Genomic DNA, 16,084 nt, shown 5'->3' with positions numbered 1-16,084 from the left:
GACCCCGAAGGATTTCCGGTGCGCAAATCTCTCCTCGCCACAGCCGTATTCGCCGGCGCCACAGTGCTGACCGCCTGTAACAGCGCGACCTCGGTGCCGGGCCCCACCGGTCAGGGTGTCCTCGCGGGGGTCTGCCCGTCGACCGTGGTCATCCAGACGGACTGGTTCGCCACGCCGGAGCGGGCCGCGGCCTATCAGCTGGTCGGACCGAACGGCACGGTCGATGTGAAGAAGGGCGCCTACTCCGGTCCGCTCGGTGACACCGGCGTGAATGTCGAAGTGCGCCTCGGCGGCCCGTTCCTCGGTGGTCAGCCGGTGCCGGCCCAGATGTATCAGGACCAGAGCATCACCCTCGGCTTCGTGCCGACCGACGACGCCGTGCGGGCACAGTCGAAGTTCCCGGTGACCGGGGTGTTCGCCTCGCTCGACGTCAATCCGCAGATCGTCCTGTTCGACCCGGCGACCTACCCGCAGATCGCCTCGTGGAAGGACGTTCCCGCATCGGGCGCACCCGTCGTCTACAGCGAGGGCAAACTGTTCATGGACTATCTGATCGCCCACGGCGACGTGAAACCCGATCAGGCCGATGCTTCCTTCGACGGCACCCCTAGCCGGTTCGTCGCCGAGCGCGGCCGGGTGATGCAGCAGGGGTACGTCTCCAACGAGCCCTACCGGTGGGAGCACGACGTGAAGGGGTGGCTCAAGCCGGTGAAATCGTTGCTGATCCACGAGTCCGGCTACGAGATCTACCCGCACGCCTGGTCGGTGCGCGCCGGTGACATGGACAAACTCAGCCCTTGCCTGAGCAAGCTGGTACCGATGCTGCAGCAGGCCCAGATCGACTACATCAGCGATCCGGAACCGGTCAACGCGGCGCTGCTGCGCATCGCCGAGACGATTCCCGACGGTCCGCCGATGACCGCGGGCGGCAACACCGACTCGGTGAAAGTCCAGCTCGCCCAGAAGATCGTCGGCAACGGGCCCGACAACAGCCTCGGCGATTTCGATACTGCCCGCGTCGACCGGGTGATCAGCGCCGTCACCCCGATCCTGCGCAAGCGTGCCGTCGAGGTGCCCGACGGCCTCGCCGCCGACGCGATCGTCACCAACAAGTTCATCGACCCGACGATCGGGCTGAAGAGCACGCCGTAGTCGCCGGTGCCCTCGGCGACGGTCCGCGAAGGTGTCGGACCCCGGTGGCATGCTCGCGGGCATGGCGGAAACCAGTGTGCCGTTTCGGGTTCGGATCCCGATCCGGGTGTCCGATCTCGACCCGCAACTGCATGTCACCGGCGCGGCGTATCAGCAGTTCGCCGACCACGCGCGGTTCGCCTGTGTGACCGAGGCGGGGGTCTCGGTGCCGGATCTGCTCGCGGCGGGGGTGGGGCCGGTCAATCTCGAGTTGAACGTTCGCTATCTGCGGGAGTTGCGCGCGAACGACACCGTCGAGGTCGACTGTCGGTGGGAGTGGGGGCAGGGCAAGACCTATCGGGTGGAGCACACCCTCACAGGGACGACGGTGAGGTGGCCGCGACGGTGGCGTATGTGAGCGGCCTGCTCGACCTGCGCGCGCGCAAATTGGTCGCCGATCCGGCGCGCGTCTGGGCCGAGCACGCCCGCGATCCCGCGCTGCTCGGGCTGTCGCCGCGACCGGCGTGAGATCGTGTCGTTGGTCGGTCCGAACCCGGGGATGCTCTAGACTTTCGAACAACTGTTCGTGTCTTCGAAGGGGTGGCCGGTGCGGGTGATGGGCGTCGATCCGGGGCTTACCCGGTGCGGGCTCAGCATGGTCGACAGCGGACCGGGCCGGAAGGTGGTCGCCCTGGATGTGGGGGTGGTGCGGACGCCGCCGGATGCCGAGCTGGCCTTGCGGTTGATGGCTGTCGCCGATGCCGCCGAGGAATGGATGGATACCCATCGGCCCGAAGCTGTCGCGATCGAGCGGGTCTTCGCTCAGCACAATGTGCGCACCGCGATGGGGACGGCGCAGGCAGGCGGGGTGATCGCGCTGGCCGCGGCGCGGCGCGGGATCCGGGTGGCCTTCCATACGCCCAGTGAGGTGAAAGCCGCTGTCACCGGGAACGGTACGGCGGACAAAGCGCAGGTGACCGCCATGGTGACGCGGATTCTCGGGTTGCAGGTCGCGCCGAAACCGGCGGATGCCGCCGACGCGCTCGCACTGGCGATCTGTCATTGTTGGCGGGCGCCGCTGATGGACCGGATGGCGGCCGCGCAGGCACAGGCGGAGCAGGTCCGCCGCCGCTACGAACAACGGCTCGCCGAACAACGGAAGGTGGTGCGCGGGTGATCGCGTCGGTACGCGGCGAGGTACTCGAGATCGCGCTCGATCACGTGGTGATCGAGGCCGCGGGCGTCGGGTACCGGCTCAATGCCACCCCGGCCACCCTCGCCGGGCTCACCCGTGGCGAACAGACCCGTCTCTACACGGCGATGATCGTGCGCGAGGACTCGATGACCCTGTTCGGGTTCGCCGACACCGAGGCGCGCGAACTGTTCGGCCTGCTGCAGACCGTCTCCGGCGTCGGCCCCCGCCTGGCGATGGCGGTGCTCGCCGTGCTCGAACCCGAAGCACTGCGAAAAGCACTCGCCGAGAGCAACGTCTCCGCCCTGACCCGGGTCCCCGGCATCGGCAAACGTGGCGCCGAGCGGATGGTCGTCGAGCTGCGCGACAAGGTGAACCAGGTGGCTGTTCCCACCGGTCCGCCGGGCGCGGAAATGCCGAGTACCCCTGTGCGCGAACAGGTTTCGGAGGCACTCGTCGGTCTCGGGTTCCCCGCGAAGCAGGCCGAACAGGCCGTCGACGCCGTCCTCGCCGACCAGCCGACCGCCACCACCTCGGTGGCATTGCGCGCGGCGCTCGGTCTGCTCGGCAAGAACAGGTAGACCGTGTTCGACGACGACATCGACGAGACCGACGAATCCGACCTCACCGCTCGGTATCTCAGCACCGACGGCGAAGCCGAAACCGGCCTGCGTCCGACCTCGCTCGACGAGTTCATCGGCCAGCCGCGCGTGCGCGAACAGCTCGCACTGGTCCTGCGCGGCGCCCGCCAACGCGGCGCCACCCCCGACCACGTCCTGCTGTCGGGACCACCCGGCCTCGGCAAGACCAGCATGGCGATGATCATCGCGGGCGAACTCGGCACCGCCCTTCGCATCACCTCGGGGCCAGCGCTGGAACGCGCGGGCGACCTCGCGGCCATGCTGTCCAACCTGGTCGAGGGCGACGTCCTGTTCATCGACGAGATCCACCGAATGGCCCGCCCGGCCGAGGAAATGCTGTATCTGGCGATGGAGGACTTCCGCGTCGACGTGGTGGTCGGCAAGGGCCCCGGCGCGACCTCGATCCCCCTCGATATCGCCCCGTTCACCCTGGTCGGCGCCACCACCCGCTCGGGCGCGCTCACCGGCCCGCTGCGCGACCGCTTCGGCTTCACCGGCCACATGGACTTCTACGACCCCGCCGAACTATTGCAGATCCTCACCCGCTCGGCCCGCATCCTCGGCGTGCAGATCGACCAGGACGCCGCCGCCGAAGTCGCCGGACGCTCTCGCGGTACCCCACGGATCGCCAACCGGCTGCTGCGCCGGGTCCGCGACTACGCCGAGGTCAGAGCGGACGGATTCATCACCCACCCCATCGCGATGGCGGCGCTCGAGGTCTACGACGTCGACGCGCTCGGCCTCGACCGGCTCGACCGCGCCGTCCTCGGCGCGCTCGTGCGTGGCTTCGGTGGGGGACCGGTGGGTGTGTCGACCCTGGCCGTCGCGGTCGGCGAGGAGGCGGCCACCGTCGAAGAGGTCTGTGAACCGTTCCTCGTTCGCGCCGGGCTCGTCGCCCGCACACCCCGTGGCCGGGTCGCGACCGCGGGGGCCTGGGAACATCTGGGCCTGGTGCCACCGCCCGACCTGGTCATCGGCGCCATCGAAGTGCGTGGGCGCGAACCGCAACCGAGTGTCGAGGGCTTGGACTGAAATACCCCGCCTCCGGACGGGCATCGCGCCGCAACGTCGTCTACTGTCGATTCGGTGGCAGTCCTAGAAGTGGTGCAACGACTCCCCGAGCCGTTGCGTTCCCTGCTGATGAAGCATCGGGAACTTCTGAAATTCGCCGTGGTCGGCGCGATCACCTGGTTCATCGACACCGGGGTCGTCTACGCGGTGAAACTGACCGTGCTCGGGGACAAGCCGCTCACCGCGCGCCTGCTCGGCGCGCTGATCGCGACCATCGCCTCCTACATCCTCAATCGCGAGTGGTCGTTCCGCGCCCGCGGCGGCAGGCAGCGTAGCCATGAGGCGGCCCTGTTCTTTGCCGTCAGCGCGCTGGGCATCGTGGTCACCATGATCCCGCAGGCCATCTCGCTCTACGCGCTGAATCTGCGTGTGCCGCACGTGGATCCGACGGTGCAGATGGTCGCCAACTTCATCTCGGGACAGATCCTGGGCGTCCTGCTGGCCATGGCGTTCCGCTTCTGGGCCTTCCGCCGCTACGTCTTTCCCGACGACCTACGCGAAGCCGAACTCCACAGCATCCAAGGGTAGAAACCGCCGAGGGGGCCGAAAACCAGCGGCGCCAGCCGCCATGACTACTGACGGCGTTCGGGGTGCTCCAGAGCGGTGATCACCAGGTCGATGAAGGCGTCGACTTCTTCGCGGGCGTAGCCGCGGGTGCCGAGGCGGGTGTCGTTGAAGCGGACGCCGCGCACATCGGAGGTGGTGAGGCTGCCGGGACCGTTGTGGGCCAGGGTCGCCGCGACCAGGTCGAGGAAGGCGTCGACCTCTTCCTCGTGGTAGCCGCGCCTGCCGACGGCGGACTGGGTGAAACGCATGCGGTGCACGTCGTCGGGGGTGAGCATTTCGGCGATATCGTCGCCGGCACGCGCCGCCGGGACGGGCGGGCCACCCTTCTGCCGGTGTTCGAGCTCGGTCCGCACGCGGTCGAGGAAGTCGTCGACCTGGTCGGCCTGATATCCGCGACCGCCGAACCGCGGTGCGCCGAAGTGCACGTGGCGGATGTCGTCGGCGGTGAGCCCGCCCTGCCCGTCGAGGGTGGCCGACACCTGTTCGAGAAAGGCGTCGACCTCGTCTGCGTGGTAGCCGCGATGCCCCAGCGTCGGCATGGCGAAGTGGGTGCGGCTCACGTCGTCGGGCGTCACAGCGGTCATTGTCTCAGGATTGCCCTTCTATCCCACGGCTTTTCGTTATCGGGCAGCGGCGCGCACGCCATCGATGAACAGCCGCCGCACGGCGTGACTGTACACCGACATCGATGCCGGATCAGGGGTACGCATTCCCGATACGAGCCCGGCGACGATCATGCCCAGTGCCGCCTTGGCGGTATTGGCGGTGTCGATATCGGCGCGGAGGTAACCGACGCGGACACCGTGATCGAGGTAGCGGGTCATGAGGATCTCGGTGGCGTCGACCAGGCCGTACACCCGCGCGGTGAGTTCGTCGTCAATGCCGGTGGCGTGGAACAGCAGCAGGTGGGCCGTGCGCGGATCGTCGAGCAGGATTCGGGTGAGCGAGTCGCCGATCCGGTCGATCAGCGCGGCGTATTCCTCGATGGTGGAGGCGCTCTCGGGCTCCATGTCCTTGTCGAGCGCGCCGAAGATGCGCCCGCTCACCTCGTCGATGACATGGTCGATGATGTCGCGCTTGTTCGCGAAATAGCGGTAGAAGGTGCCGTGCCCGATGCCGAGACGCGTGGCGATATCGGCGATTCCGGTGGCGTGATAGCCCTTCTCGGCGAAGCAGTCGAACGCGGTATCGATGATCTCCCTGCGCAATTCGGCTTTGCGCTGGTCGATTCGCGAGGGTGGCTTCGTCACATTGACGATGTTACAGTCGACGTAACCAGAATGACATGTCATTCTCAGATCTCAGTGTGGAGGTTCGACGTGGTTCCTCAGTTCGACGCGATCGTGGTCGGAGCGGGTTTCGGTGGCATCGGCGCAGGTATCGAACTCGATCGGCTCGGGCTGGGCGATTTCGTCATCCTGGAACGCGAGGACGATCTGGGTGGCACCTGGCATGTGAACAGGTATCCGGGTCTGGCGGTCGACATCGCCTCGGTGACCTACTCCTACTCCTTCGAGCCGAACCCGCGCTGGACCCGGCTGTTCGCGCCCGGCGCCGAGCTGAAGAGATACGCCGAGCACGTGGCCGACAAATACGATCTGCGCAGGCGGATGCGGTTCGGAACCGTCGTCGACGGTGCGCGCTGGGACGCGGAGAACCAGCAGTGGGTGGTCTCGATCGCCGGCGGTGAGACGCTGACCGCGCGCTATCTGCTCGCGGCGACGGGTTTCCTGTCCCAGCCCTACACCCCGCCGTTTCTCGGCATCGAGACCTTCGCGGGCAAGATCATCCACACCACCGACTGGGACGCCGACTACGACCTGACCGGCCGCAAGGCCGCCATCATCGGCACCGGCGCCACCGCGGTGCAGTTGGTACCGGAGGTCGCGAAGAAGGTCGACGCGCTGACCGTGTTCCAGCGGACCCCGATCTGGGTGGTACCCAAGGTCGACGCCCCGATCCCGGGGGTCGTGCGGGAACTGTTCGACCGGGTTCCGCTCACACAGAAGGCGGCACGGCTGGTCAACACCGGCATGCTCGAGGCGCTGATGGTCGTCGGCGTGCTGCATTACAAGCAGGCCAAACCGTTGAACCAGGCGGCTGCCGCGCTGGCCAAGGCGCACCTATTCGCGCAGGTGCGCGATCCCGAGACCAGAGACAAGCTCACCCCGCACTACGACTTCGGCTGCAAGCGCCCGACGTTCTCCAACACCTACTTCAAGACCTTCAACCAGCCGCACGTGCGGCTGGAGACGAACTCGATCGACCATGTGGAGCCCGACGGCATCGTCACCGCCGACGGCCACAAGACCGAGATCGACACGCTGCTGCTCGCCACCGGCTTCAATCTCTGGGACGTGAACTTCCCGGCGATCGAGATCGTCGGGCGCGACGGCGTGAACCTCGGGAAGTTCTGGCGCGACAACCGTTTTCAGGCCTACGAGGGCATCACCGTGCCCAAGTTCCCCAACTTCTTGAGCCTCAACAGCCCCTACTCCTACAGCGGGCTGTCGTACTTCACCACCATCGAAGCCCAGATGAAGCACATGGGCAGGTTGTTCACCGAGCTGTTCCGCCGCGGCGAGCAGACCTTCGAGGTCACCGAGGCAGCCAATACGGAATTCCTCGACCGGATGACCGACAAGCTGGGTTCCTCGGTGTTCTACGGCGGCGACTGCGCCACCGCGCGCAGCTACTACTTCAACCAGCACGGCGAAGCGGCGCTGCTGCGCCCGACCAGCACCGCCGCGGCGCACCGCGAGGCGGTGACCTTCCCGCTCGACGACTACACCTACGGCAGAATTGCGTGAGCTGTTTCACGCGCGCGTCGGTGTCCGGTGTGTCGCCGCCGCGGGGAACTGGCAGACTGTCAGGCGTACTTGCACGTCCACCACTGACTAGGGACTGACTTCGACGATGGACTTCCTGTTTCCGCTGCTGATCCTGGCCCTGCTCGTGCCGATGTTCTTCGGTATCCGCAAACAGAAGCGGGAGGCCGAGAAGGTCTCGACGATGCAGGAGGCCTTGAAGGTCGGTGACGCTGTCGTCACCACCTCGGGTCTGTACGGCACCGTCGTCGATCTCGACGAGGACACCGTCGACCTGGAGATCGCCGAGGATGTGGTCACCACCTGGCTGCGCCAGGCGATCCGTGAGGTGCGCGCCGACGAGCAGACGGTCGAGGCGACCCCCGAGGTCACCGACGCCCCCGCCGAGGAAGCCGTGGAACAGACCGAGACCCGGCTGACCAAGGACTGACCAGTCCCTTTTGCCGCCCGGGCGCGTACTGCGTTCCGGGCCGGGCACCGTTGTGCCTACCGATTCAGCCTCGACTTCCGCCTAGGAGATGACCTGCTGTGCCACCTTCCCAAGGATCGGCGCATCCGTTCCGGTTGCTCGGCGTCTACGCCGCGCTGCTGGCCGTGATCTACGCGCTGGTGTTCTTCACCGGTGACCATTCCCCGTCGGCCAAGCTCGGCATCGACCTGCAGGGCGGTACCCGCGTCACGTTGACCGCGCGTACCCCCGACGGCAACAAGCCGAGCCAGGACAGCCTGAAGAAGGCGCAGGAGATCATCGAGAGCCGTGTCAACGGTCTCGGTGTCTCCGGCTCCGAGGTGGTCATCGACGGTGACAACCTGGTCATCACGGTGCCCGGCGAGGACAGCCAGCAGGCACGCGCGCTGGCTACCACCGCCAAGCTCTACATCCGCCCGGTGCTGTTCGCGACCGAGCCGCAGGCAGGCGGCGCGGCTCCGCCGGCGACCGGCACCGCACCGCCGGGTGGCACCGCGCCCCCCGCGGCCACGGAGACGCCGGCGCCCGTGCCCGGCGAGTCGACCGCGCCCGCCGAAGGCGCGACCCCGCCCGCCGAGGGTGCGACGACCCCGGCTCCGCAGTCGCGGGTGTTCCCCGCGCAGGCGCCGCCGACGCCGACGCCCCCGCCCGGTGGGCTCACCACCCAGCAGCAGCAGGCCAAGGAGATCGCCGACGCCAAGGCGCTGCGCCAGAGCACCGATCAGCAGGTACAGCAGGTCGCAGTGGCGGCCATGGACTGCACCAAGCCCGACCCGCTGACCGGTAACGACGACCCGACTCTTCCGCTGGTCACCTGCTCGCAGGACGGCACCGAGGTGTTGCTGCTCGGCCCGAGCCGCATCGACGGCCAGGAGATCGCCGACGCGACCTCCGGCCTGAACTCCCAGCAGGCCCGGCACGAGGTGAACCTCGAGTTCAAGTCCTCCGGCGCCGATGCCTGGTCGAAGCTGACCGGTGAGTACGTCAACAAGCGAGTCGCGTTCGTGCTCGACTCGAAGGTCGTCAGCGCGCCGCAGGTGCAGCAGGGCCCGCAGCTGGGTGGTCGTACCTCGATCTCGGGCAGCTTCACCGCCGACAGCGCGGAAGAGCTGGCCAACACGCTGAAGTACGGTTCGCTGCCGCTGTCGTTCCAGACCTCCGAAGCGGAGACGGTCTCGGCGACGCTTGGTCTGTCCTCGCTGAAGGCGGGTCTGCTGGCCGGCGCCGTCGGCCTGATCGCGGTGCTGCTGTACTGCCTGCTCGTGTACCGGATGCTCGGCCTGCTGGCCGGGTTCTCGCTGATCGCGGCCGGTGTCGCGGTCTATGGCATCATCGTGCTGCTCGGGCGGTGGATCGGGTTCACCCTCGACCTCGCGGGTATCGCCGGTCTGATCATCGGTATCGGTTTGACGGCCGACTCGTTCGTGGTGTTCTTCGAACGCATCAAGGACGAGATGCGCGAAGGCCGCAGCTTCCGCTCGGCGGTGCCGCGCGGTTGGCAGCGCGCCCAGCGCACCAACCTGTCCGGTAAGACGGTCAGCTTGATCGCCTCGGTTGTGCTCTACCTGCTCGCCGCCGGTCAGGTGAAGGGCTTCGCCTTCACCCTCGGTGTCACCACAGTCCTCGACGTGATCGTGCTGTACCTGGTCACCGCACCGCTGCTGATGCTCGCCGCGCGCTCGCCGTTCTGGGCGAAGCCGTCGGTGAACGGACTCGGCTCGGTTCAGCAGATCGCCAGGGAACGCGGCCAGGCCAGGTCGAAGGAGATGTCACGATGAGCAACGACAACCCCACCGAGGAATCGGTGAACCTGGACTCCTACGAGCCCACCCAGGGCCCGAAGCACGGCTTCTTCGAACGTCTCTACACCGGCACCGGCGGCTTCCCCATCGTCAGTCGGCGCAAGTTCTTCTACACGCTGTCGGCAGTGCTGCTGCTGATCTCGCTGCTCAGCATCGGCGTGCGCGGTTTCACCCTCGGTATCGACTTCGAGGGCGGCTCGCGTATCCAGATCCCCGCGGCAGAGGGCGTGACCACCCAGGAGGTGGAAGACGTCTACTCGCAGGCGCTCGGCCATGGACCGGTGTCGGTGCAGAAGGTCGGTTCCGGGGAGTCGGCCACCATCCAGGTGCGTTCGGAAACCCTCGACCTGCAACAGATCGACCAGCTCCAGACCGCGCTCTACGACGAATTCCAGCCCAAGGACTCGTCCGGGCAGGTGAGCCGCAACGCCATCAGCATCGCCGAGATCAGCGAGACCTGGGGTGGGCAGATCACCCAGAAGGCGTTGATCGCACTGGCGGTGTTCGTGTTGTTGACGATGGTCTACATCGCCATCCGCTTCGAACGGGACATGTCCATCGCGGCGATCGTGTCGCTGTTCTTCAACCTGTTCGTGACGGCGGGCATCTATTCGCTGGTCGGGTTCGAGGTGACACCGGCCGCGGTGATCGGCTTGCTCACGATTCTCGGCTACGTGCTCTACGACAACGTGGTGGTCTTCGACAAGGTCGAGGAGAACACCCGCGGCGTGCTGCATCTGAACAAACGCACCTACGCCGAACAGGCCAACCTGGCCGCCAACCAGACCCTGATGCGCTCGATCAGCACCACGATCATCGGCATCCTGCCGATCATCGGCATGCTGGTGATCGCGGTGTGGCTGCTGGGCGTCGGCACGCTCAAGGACCTCGCGCTGGTGCAGTTGGTCGGCATGATCGTGGGCGCCTACTCCTCGATCTTCCTCGCCGTGCCGGTGCTGGTCTCGATCAAGGAACGCTGGGGTCCGGTGGCCGCGCACACCAAGAAGGTCCTGGACAAGCGCGCCGGTGTCGGCGCGGGCGCCCGGGTTCCGGTGGGTGCGGGCGCCTCGGCGGCCCGTGGCCCCCGACCGACCGACAGTGGTGCGCCGCGGCCGGGTTCGCGTCCGAGCGGAAAGCGTCAGAAGAGAAGGCACTGACGACCGACAAGCAGGGGGTCTCATCATGCGACGCAGCACGATTCGACTGATCACCGCCCTCGCCACGGCGGCCGTCACCACCTCCGTGGTGGCCGGGTGCTCGGCGAAGAACCAGGTGCCCTCCATCGGGTACGCCGTCGACGCCTCGATCGCCAGCTACAACGGCGCGAGCACGCTCGGCGCCAGTAGCGGCGCCGCCGCGGTGTTCGGCCGCGTGCTGACCGGGTTCTTCTACACCGGACCCGACGGTCAGCAGGTGGCCGACACCGATGTCGGCACGGCCAAGGAAGTGCCGGGTGAGACCCAGACGGTGCAGTACCGGCTCAACCCGGACGGGGTGTACTCCGACGGGGTGAAGACCTCCTGCGACGACCTGGTGCTGGCGTGGTCGGCGCGCTCGGGCAAGTTCACCCGCCCGGGCGATCGCGGGCCCGTCTCGCTGTTCGACGCGGCGAGCACCGTGGGTTACGACGAGATCGAACGGATCGACTGCCAACCGGGATCCAAGGACGCCACCGTGGTGTTCCGGCCGGGCAAGCACTACCTGCCGTGGCGGACGCTGTTCACCGCGACCGAGATGATGCCCGCGCATGTGGTGGCGCAGGCGGTCGGCGTGCCGAATGTGGTGAACGCCCTGCAGACCGGCGACGGCCCGGTGATCGGCCGGATCGCCGATTTCTGGAACAGCGGCTGGACCGTGAAGGCCGGGGCGCTCGACCTGACGAAGTTCCCGTCGTCGGGGCCGTATCGGATCGAATCCTTCAGCGCGAAGGACGGTCTGGTGCTGGTCGCCAATGAGAAGTGGTGGGGTGACGCGCCCGAGACCAAGCGGATCGTGGTGTGGCCCAAGGGCACCGACTTCGCCGCCAAGGCGAAAGAGAACGCGCTCGGGGTGGTCGATCTCGGGGCCGGGTCGGTCGCGGATCTGAAGCTCGACGGTTTCGACGAGCAGACCGTCGCCAGTCGCAGCGCCGAACAGCTCGTGCTCGCCACCGGCGGGGTGTTCTCGCGGGTGGAGGTGCGCCGGGCGTTCGCGCAGTGCGTGCCCCGGCAGGCGCTGTTCGACACCCTCGGCAAGGCGGGGGCGGAGCCACCGAAGCACGGTCTCGGTGCGGGTGTGCTGAATGCCCATGTGGTACAGCAGGATTCGCTGTACTACCCGGCGGTGATCGGGGGCGCCGACCGGTATCGTGGCGCCGACATCCCCGCGGCCACCGCGACCTTGGCCTCGGCGGGCACGGCGCAGCCGACGGTGCGGATCGGCTACCAGGGGCCCGACGCTCGCCGTGCGAAGACCGTGGCGATGATCGCCGAGTCGTGCCGTGGGGCGGGAATCACGGTCGTCGACGCGGGTGCGCCCGACTTCACTCCGTTCAGACTGCCCGAAGGCGCGGTCGACGCGGTACTCGGCGGCACCGGTGCGGTGCCGGGGCCCGCGGGCTCGAGCGCGGGTGTCGTCGCGTTCGCCGCGTTGCGGGCAGGTAGCGGACTCGATTTCGGTGGCTTTGCTAACGGTCGCTACGATGCGATCACCGATCAGCTTGCGGGCGAGGCCGATTCGACCGCGACGCTGAATTTGCTGACCGAGGCCGAGAACCTATTGTGGGCGCAGCTACCGAGCATTCCCTTGTTCGCGACGCCGCGCATCATCGCTTTCGGTAACGGGATGCAGAACGGGATCGCCGGGCCGACACAGGCCGGTACCGGGTGGAACATGGATCGCTGGGTGTTGCAGCGATGAGTGGACGTGATGAAAGAGGGTTGATGAGCAAGCACGCGGTGGTCGAGTCCGAGGATCAGGCCAGTGAGCGGACCGCCGAGGCGGCCGAGGCGGTCACTCGGCTGACTCGTTGGCACGACGACTTCCCCACGCCGGGTGTACGTTTCGCCGACCTCACGCCGGTCTTCGCCGACGCGGCCGGTTTTCGCGCGGTCATCGACTGCTTCGCCGCCATCGCTCCCGACGCCGACCTCGTGGCCGGTGTCGACGCGCGTGGCTTCCTGCTCGGCGCCGGCGTCGGGGCGACCCTCGGCACCGGGGTGCTCGCCATCCGCAAGGGCGGCAAGCTCCCGCCGCCGGTCGTCTCGCGCGAGTACGAGCTCGAATACGGTTCCGCCGCACTGGAGATCCCCGCCGACGGCGTCGACCTCGAGGGCAAGCGAATCCTGCTGCTCGACGACGTGCTCGCCACCGGCGGCACCCTCGCCGCCGCGGCCGCCCTGTTCAAGGAGGTCGGCGCCGAGGTGGTGGCCGCCGCCGTGGTGCTCGAGCTCGAGTTCCTGAAGGGTCGCGAGCACCAGGGTGACTACCCGGTGACCTCGATCGTCAGGCTCTGACCCGTCCTCAGCGCGGTGATCGCAGCATCGGCCAGATCGGCGGTCCGTCCGGGAGATGGAGTTCGCCGGTCACCGCGAAGCCGAAGCGTTCGTAGTACGGAACGTTGACCGGATTGCTGGATTCGAGATAGGCGAGGGCGCCCTCGGCATCGACGGTCTCGAGCCGGGTGCGCAGCAGGGCGTGGCCGAAGCCGCCGCCTCTGGCGTCCGGGGCGGTGCCGATCATTCCCAGGTACCAGTGTGGTTCGGTGGGGTGGTTCTTCTTCAGCAGGTCGCCGACTTGTTTGGCCGCCAAGACGCGGCGGCCGAAAGCGCGCCAGAGGCCGGGCATCGTGCGAAGTTCGCTGATCGTCGACGACTGCGCCGTGTGCGGCGGGGTCCACAGGGCCGCGCCGCCCACCGTGCCGTCCGGGCGCAGGGCCACCTCGGACGCACCGCCGGGGACGAAGATGTGGCGCGCCATAGTGGCGAAGAATCGGGGCAGACCGAGCGCGCGCCGGTGTGAGTCCGGCAGGATCCAGCTCATCACGGGATCGTGCTGGAAGGCTTCGGCCAGTGTCCGCGCCGCCGCGTCGACGTCGCTCTGACCGGCCGTCCGCACCACAATCGTCTCCGACATCGCACTCCTCGACTAGTGGGCTGTGCCTTCGGTGCCTGCCCCGAATCCACCCTAGCCGCGACATGAGCGGGCTCACAGGTCCGACAAAAGGGTGGCGCGCCGCGGCGTCGGGGTGTTATCAATGAAGGGTCTTGTTCCCGGCGATCGGAGTCATGCGTTGATTTCTTGAGGTAGCGCTCTCGGACGGTCCGCATTCTGCGCACCGTGTACCCGTCGCACCTCCAGGGGATCCCCATGACCTCTCTTTCTTTTTCCGATCTCACCTTTCACTGGCCGGACGGCACCGCTGTCTTCGACGGGCTCGACGCTGTCGTCGGACCCGGGCAGATCGGTCTGGTCGGCAGCAACGGCGCCGGAAAATCCACACTGTTGCGGCTGGTGGCCGGCGAGCTGAAGCCGGTGCGCGGGTCGATCTCCGTGCCGGGCAGCCTCGGGTACCTGCGTCAGGACCTGGGCATGCGAACCGGTCAGCGGGTCGACGCCGTGCTCGGCATCGCCGAGGTGCGCAACGCACTGCACCGCATCGAAAGCGGTACCGGTGAGCCCGAGGACTTCGACACCGTCGGCACAGCCTGGCAGGTCGAGGACGAGGCCGTCGCTCTGCTCGGCAAGCTCGGGCTCGGCTACGTCGCCGAGTCGGTCGACGACTTGGACCGCACTCTCGACACCCTCTCCGGCGGCGAAACCGTGTTGCTCGGCCTGGTCGCCGAGCTGTTGCGCGAGCCCGACGTGTTGTTGCTCGACGAGCCGACCAACAACCTCGACGCGGTCGCCCGGGGACGCCTCTACGCGGTGATCCGGCAGTTCGCGGGCACCGTGATCGTGGTCAGCCACGATCGCGATCTGCTCGACCGGATGGACGGCATCGCCGAACTGCGCGCCGGTGAGATCCGTTCCTTCGGTGGTGGTTTCAGCGATTACGAGCGCATCATCGAGGCTGAGCAGGAGTCGGCCCGCGCGGCCGTTCGTGACGCGCGCTCGGATGTGCGCAAGCAGGCGCGCGAACTCGTCGACGCGCGAACGAAACTGGACCGGCGGGCGCGCTTCGCCCAGAAGATGCAGGACAACAAGCGGGTCCCGAAAATCATCGCGGGACTGCGCAAGAACGCCGCGGAGGTATCGGCGGGCAAGCTGCGCAACTCCCACATCGACAAACTCGACTCCGCGCGCGAAACCCTCGGCCATGCCGAGGAATTGGTGCGCGCGGACCGGGAGATCCGGGTCGAGCTCCCCGACACCCGGCTGTATCCGGGTCAGGACGTGCTCGACCTCGAGCAGGTCGAACTGGCCAACGGGCCGGTGGTCGACCTGCGCGTGAGCGGACCGGAGCGGATCGCGTTGACCGGGCGGAACGGGGCGGGCAAGACCACGCTGCTGCGCCGGATCGTCGCCGAGGAACCGAAGGTGGCGTGGCGGTTGCTGCCGCAGCGTCTCGACGTGTTCGACGAAACGCGCACGGTGTTCGACAACGTCGCCGCCGCCGCGCCGCACGCGACACCGGAACAGATCCGCGGTCAGCTCGCGCGCTTCCTGTTCCGCGGTGCCGACGCCGACATCGCCGCGGCCGCGCTCTCGGGCGGAGAACGACTGCGCGCAGCCCTGGCGACCCTGCTGCTCGCCGAACCCGCCCCGAAGCTGCTGATGCTCGACGAACCCACCAACAACCTCGACCTGCCCAGCCTCGCCCACCTCACCCAGGCGCTGGCGAGTTTCGAGGGCGCGTTGATCGTGGTGAGCCACGACGAGCGCTTCCTCGACGACATCGGGGTGACCCGCAGGCTCGAGCTCACCCCGGACGGCCTGATCGAAGACGGTCGGGTGCCTACCGAGCAGAGCGCGCGGCCCGGCGAATCGCTCCCGGATACCGGAGCAGATTCGGCCCCAACCACACCGCTACCGCGGTGAGCGCGAGCCAGGGTCGCAAGTGTGGGCGCATCCGCCGGATGCGGCCGTCGGGGTCGAGGTCGAGCACCATGGCCTCGGTCATCCGAAAGGGGCCGAACCTGGCTTCGCCCAACAGGACTCGGGTGTCGCCGGTGCCGAGGGTGTCGGTCCACCGCAGATCGCTGACCGCTCGATAGACGAGGGTGAGCAACGGGGCCAGATCGTGTCGGCCACGGAATACGAGCCGTCCCGACACCGGTGAGACGAGTTCGGCCTCCTCGCTCGAGGTGTCGAGCAGGGCGGTGATGTCGTTGGTGGTGGTCGCGTGCCGGAATCGGGCCACCGCATCGAGGGACTCCGGGCCGCCAAGAGTATCGGACATGGGC

At 67.8% G+C, this 16,084-nt stretch carries 18 protein-coding genes; 14 read left to right on the top strand and 4 right to left on the bottom strand.

Translation table 11 applies throughout. From position 1 onward, the window contains the following. Nucleotides 1-18: 18 nt before the first annotated feature. The 7 genes from QX204_RS20585 to QX204_RS20555 all read left to right on the top strand — a co-directional run bounded on the left by QX204_RS20585 (nt 19) and on the right by QX204_RS20555 (nt 4,563). Complete coding sequence (locus QX204_RS20585; protein WP_301901577.1) at nt 19-1,152, top strand: ABC transporter substrate-binding protein; 1,134 nt, start codon at nt 19-21, stop codon at nt 1,150-1,152. 31 nt (nt 1,153-1,183) lie between these two features. After that, nucleotides 1,184-1,549 carry an acyl-CoA thioesterase gene (locus QX204_RS20580; protein ID WP_301901575.1) on the top strand — a complete coding sequence of 122 codons (366 nt, stop codon included), beginning with the start codon at nt 1,184-1,186 and terminating at the stop codon, nt 1,547-1,549. Beyond that, a complete protein-coding gene (locus QX204_RS20575; protein ID WP_301901574.1) occupies nt 1,537-1,659 on the top strand; it encodes a hypothetical protein in 123 nt (40 codons plus the stop codon). Before QX204_RS20580 ends, QX204_RS20575 begins: the two co-directional genes overlap by 13 nt. A gap of 79 nt (nt 1,660-1,738) precedes the next feature. Continuing rightward, nucleotides 1,739-2,308 carry a crossover junction endodeoxyribonuclease RuvC gene (gene ruvC, locus QX204_RS20570; RefSeq protein WP_056810781.1) on the top strand — a complete coding sequence of 190 codons (570 nt, stop codon included), beginning with the start codon at nt 1,739-1,741 and terminating at the stop codon, nt 2,306-2,308. Next, on the top strand, nt 2,305-2,904 hold the full coding sequence (ruvA, locus tag QX204_RS20565; protein ID WP_301901572.1) for a Holliday junction branch migration protein RuvA: 600 nt from the start codon (nt 2,305-2,307) through the stop codon (nt 2,902-2,904). The genes ruvC and ruvA overlap by 4 nt, the downstream gene beginning before the upstream one ends. A gap of 3 nt (nt 2,905-2,907) precedes the next feature. Then, on the top strand, nt 2,908-3,996 hold the full coding sequence (gene ruvB / locus QX204_RS20560) for a Holliday junction branch migration DNA helicase RuvB (protein ID WP_062987287.1): 1,089 nt from the start codon (nt 2,908-2,910) through the stop codon (nt 3,994-3,996). A gap of 54 nt (nt 3,997-4,050) precedes the next feature. Then, nucleotides 4,051-4,563 carry a GtrA family protein gene (locus tag QX204_RS20555; protein WP_235569310.1) on the top strand — a complete coding sequence of 171 codons (513 nt, stop codon included), beginning with the start codon at nt 4,051-4,053 and terminating at the stop codon, nt 4,561-4,563. A 44-nt stretch (nt 4,564-4,607) separates the two neighbouring features. On the opposite strand, the gene QX204_RS20550 is transcribed toward QX204_RS20555, so the two are convergent. Both QX204_RS20550 and QX204_RS20545 read right to left on the bottom strand, forming a co-directional pair. Further along, complete coding sequence (locus QX204_RS20550; protein ID WP_301901564.1) at nt 4,608-5,186, bottom strand: DivIVA domain-containing protein; 579 nt, start codon at nt 5,184-5,186, stop codon at nt 4,608-4,610. A 36-nt stretch (nt 5,187-5,222) separates the two neighbouring features. After that, nucleotides 5,223-5,852 (bottom strand): TetR/AcrR family transcriptional regulator, encoded by a 630-nt coding sequence (locus QX204_RS20545; RefSeq protein WP_301901562.1) that lies wholly within the window; start codon nt 5,850-5,852, stop codon nt 5,223-5,225. 69 nt (nt 5,853-5,921) lie between these two features. Between QX204_RS20545 and QX204_RS20540 the strand changes: the two genes are divergently transcribed. The 6 genes from QX204_RS20540 to QX204_RS20515 all read left to right on the top strand — a co-directional run bounded on the left by QX204_RS20540 (nt 5,922) and on the right by QX204_RS20515 (nt 13,195). Next, a complete protein-coding gene (locus tag QX204_RS20540) occupies nt 5,922-7,412 on the top strand; it encodes a flavin-containing monooxygenase (RefSeq protein ID WP_301901560.1) in 1,491 nt (496 codons plus the stop codon). Between the two features lie 106 nt (nt 7,413-7,518). Then, complete coding sequence (gene yajC / locus QX204_RS20535) at nt 7,519-7,860, top strand: preprotein translocase subunit YajC (RefSeq protein WP_301901559.1); 342 nt, start codon at nt 7,519-7,521, stop codon at nt 7,858-7,860. Between the two features lie 98 nt (nt 7,861-7,958). Further along, a complete protein-coding gene (secD, locus tag QX204_RS20530) occupies nt 7,959-9,677 on the top strand; it encodes a protein translocase subunit SecD (RefSeq protein WP_301901557.1) in 1,719 nt (572 codons plus the stop codon). Beyond that, nucleotides 9,674-10,858, top strand: a complete 1,185-nt coding sequence (gene secF / locus QX204_RS20525; protein ID WP_301901556.1) for a protein translocase subunit SecF — start codon at nt 9,674-9,676, stop codon at nt 10,856-10,858. Before secD ends, secF begins: the two co-directional genes overlap by 4 nt. Nucleotides 10,859-10,883: 25 nt before the next feature. Beyond that, the gene (locus QX204_RS20520) at nt 10,884-12,599 is read left to right on the top strand and encodes an ABC transporter substrate-binding protein (protein WP_301901555.1); all 1,716 of its coding nucleotides are present in this window, start codon (nt 10,884-10,886) and stop codon (nt 12,597-12,599) included. 23 nt (nt 12,600-12,622) lie between these two features. After that, the gene (locus tag QX204_RS20515; protein ID WP_301901553.1) at nt 12,623-13,195 is read left to right on the top strand and encodes an adenine phosphoribosyltransferase; all 573 of its coding nucleotides are present in this window, start codon (nt 12,623-12,625) and stop codon (nt 13,193-13,195) included. A 7-nt stretch (nt 13,196-13,202) separates the two neighbouring features. On the opposite strand, the gene QX204_RS20510 is transcribed toward QX204_RS20515, so the two are convergent. Beyond that, on the bottom strand, nt 13,203-13,814 hold the full coding sequence (locus tag QX204_RS20510; protein ID WP_301901552.1) for a GNAT family N-acetyltransferase: 612 nt from the start codon (nt 13,812-13,814) through the stop codon (nt 13,203-13,205). Between the two features lie 234 nt (nt 13,815-14,048). Here QX204_RS20510 and QX204_RS20505 point away from each other — a divergent pair, with 234 nt between their 5' ends. Continuing rightward, nucleotides 14,049-15,719, top strand: coding sequence for an ABC-F family ATP-binding cassette domain-containing protein (locus QX204_RS20505; RefSeq protein WP_301901551.1), 1,671 nt, complete (start codon nt 14,049-14,051; stop codon nt 15,717-15,719). On the opposite strand, the gene QX204_RS20500 is transcribed toward QX204_RS20505, so the two are convergent. Then, on the bottom strand, nt 15,637-16,080 hold the full coding sequence (locus QX204_RS20500) for a nuclear transport factor 2 family protein (protein ID WP_301901549.1): 444 nt from the start codon (nt 16,078-16,080) through the stop codon (nt 15,637-15,639). The two genes, QX204_RS20505 and QX204_RS20500, sit on opposite strands and share 83 nt — an antisense overlap. Nucleotides 16,081-16,084: the final 4 nt, after the last annotated feature.

Source organism: Nocardia sp. PE-7 (assembly GCF_030486425.1).
Lineage (GTDB): Bacteria > Actinomycetota > Actinomycetes > Mycobacteriales > Mycobacteriaceae > Nocardia > Nocardia salmonicida_A.
This window is presented reverse-complemented; position numbering and strand designations above follow the sequence as displayed.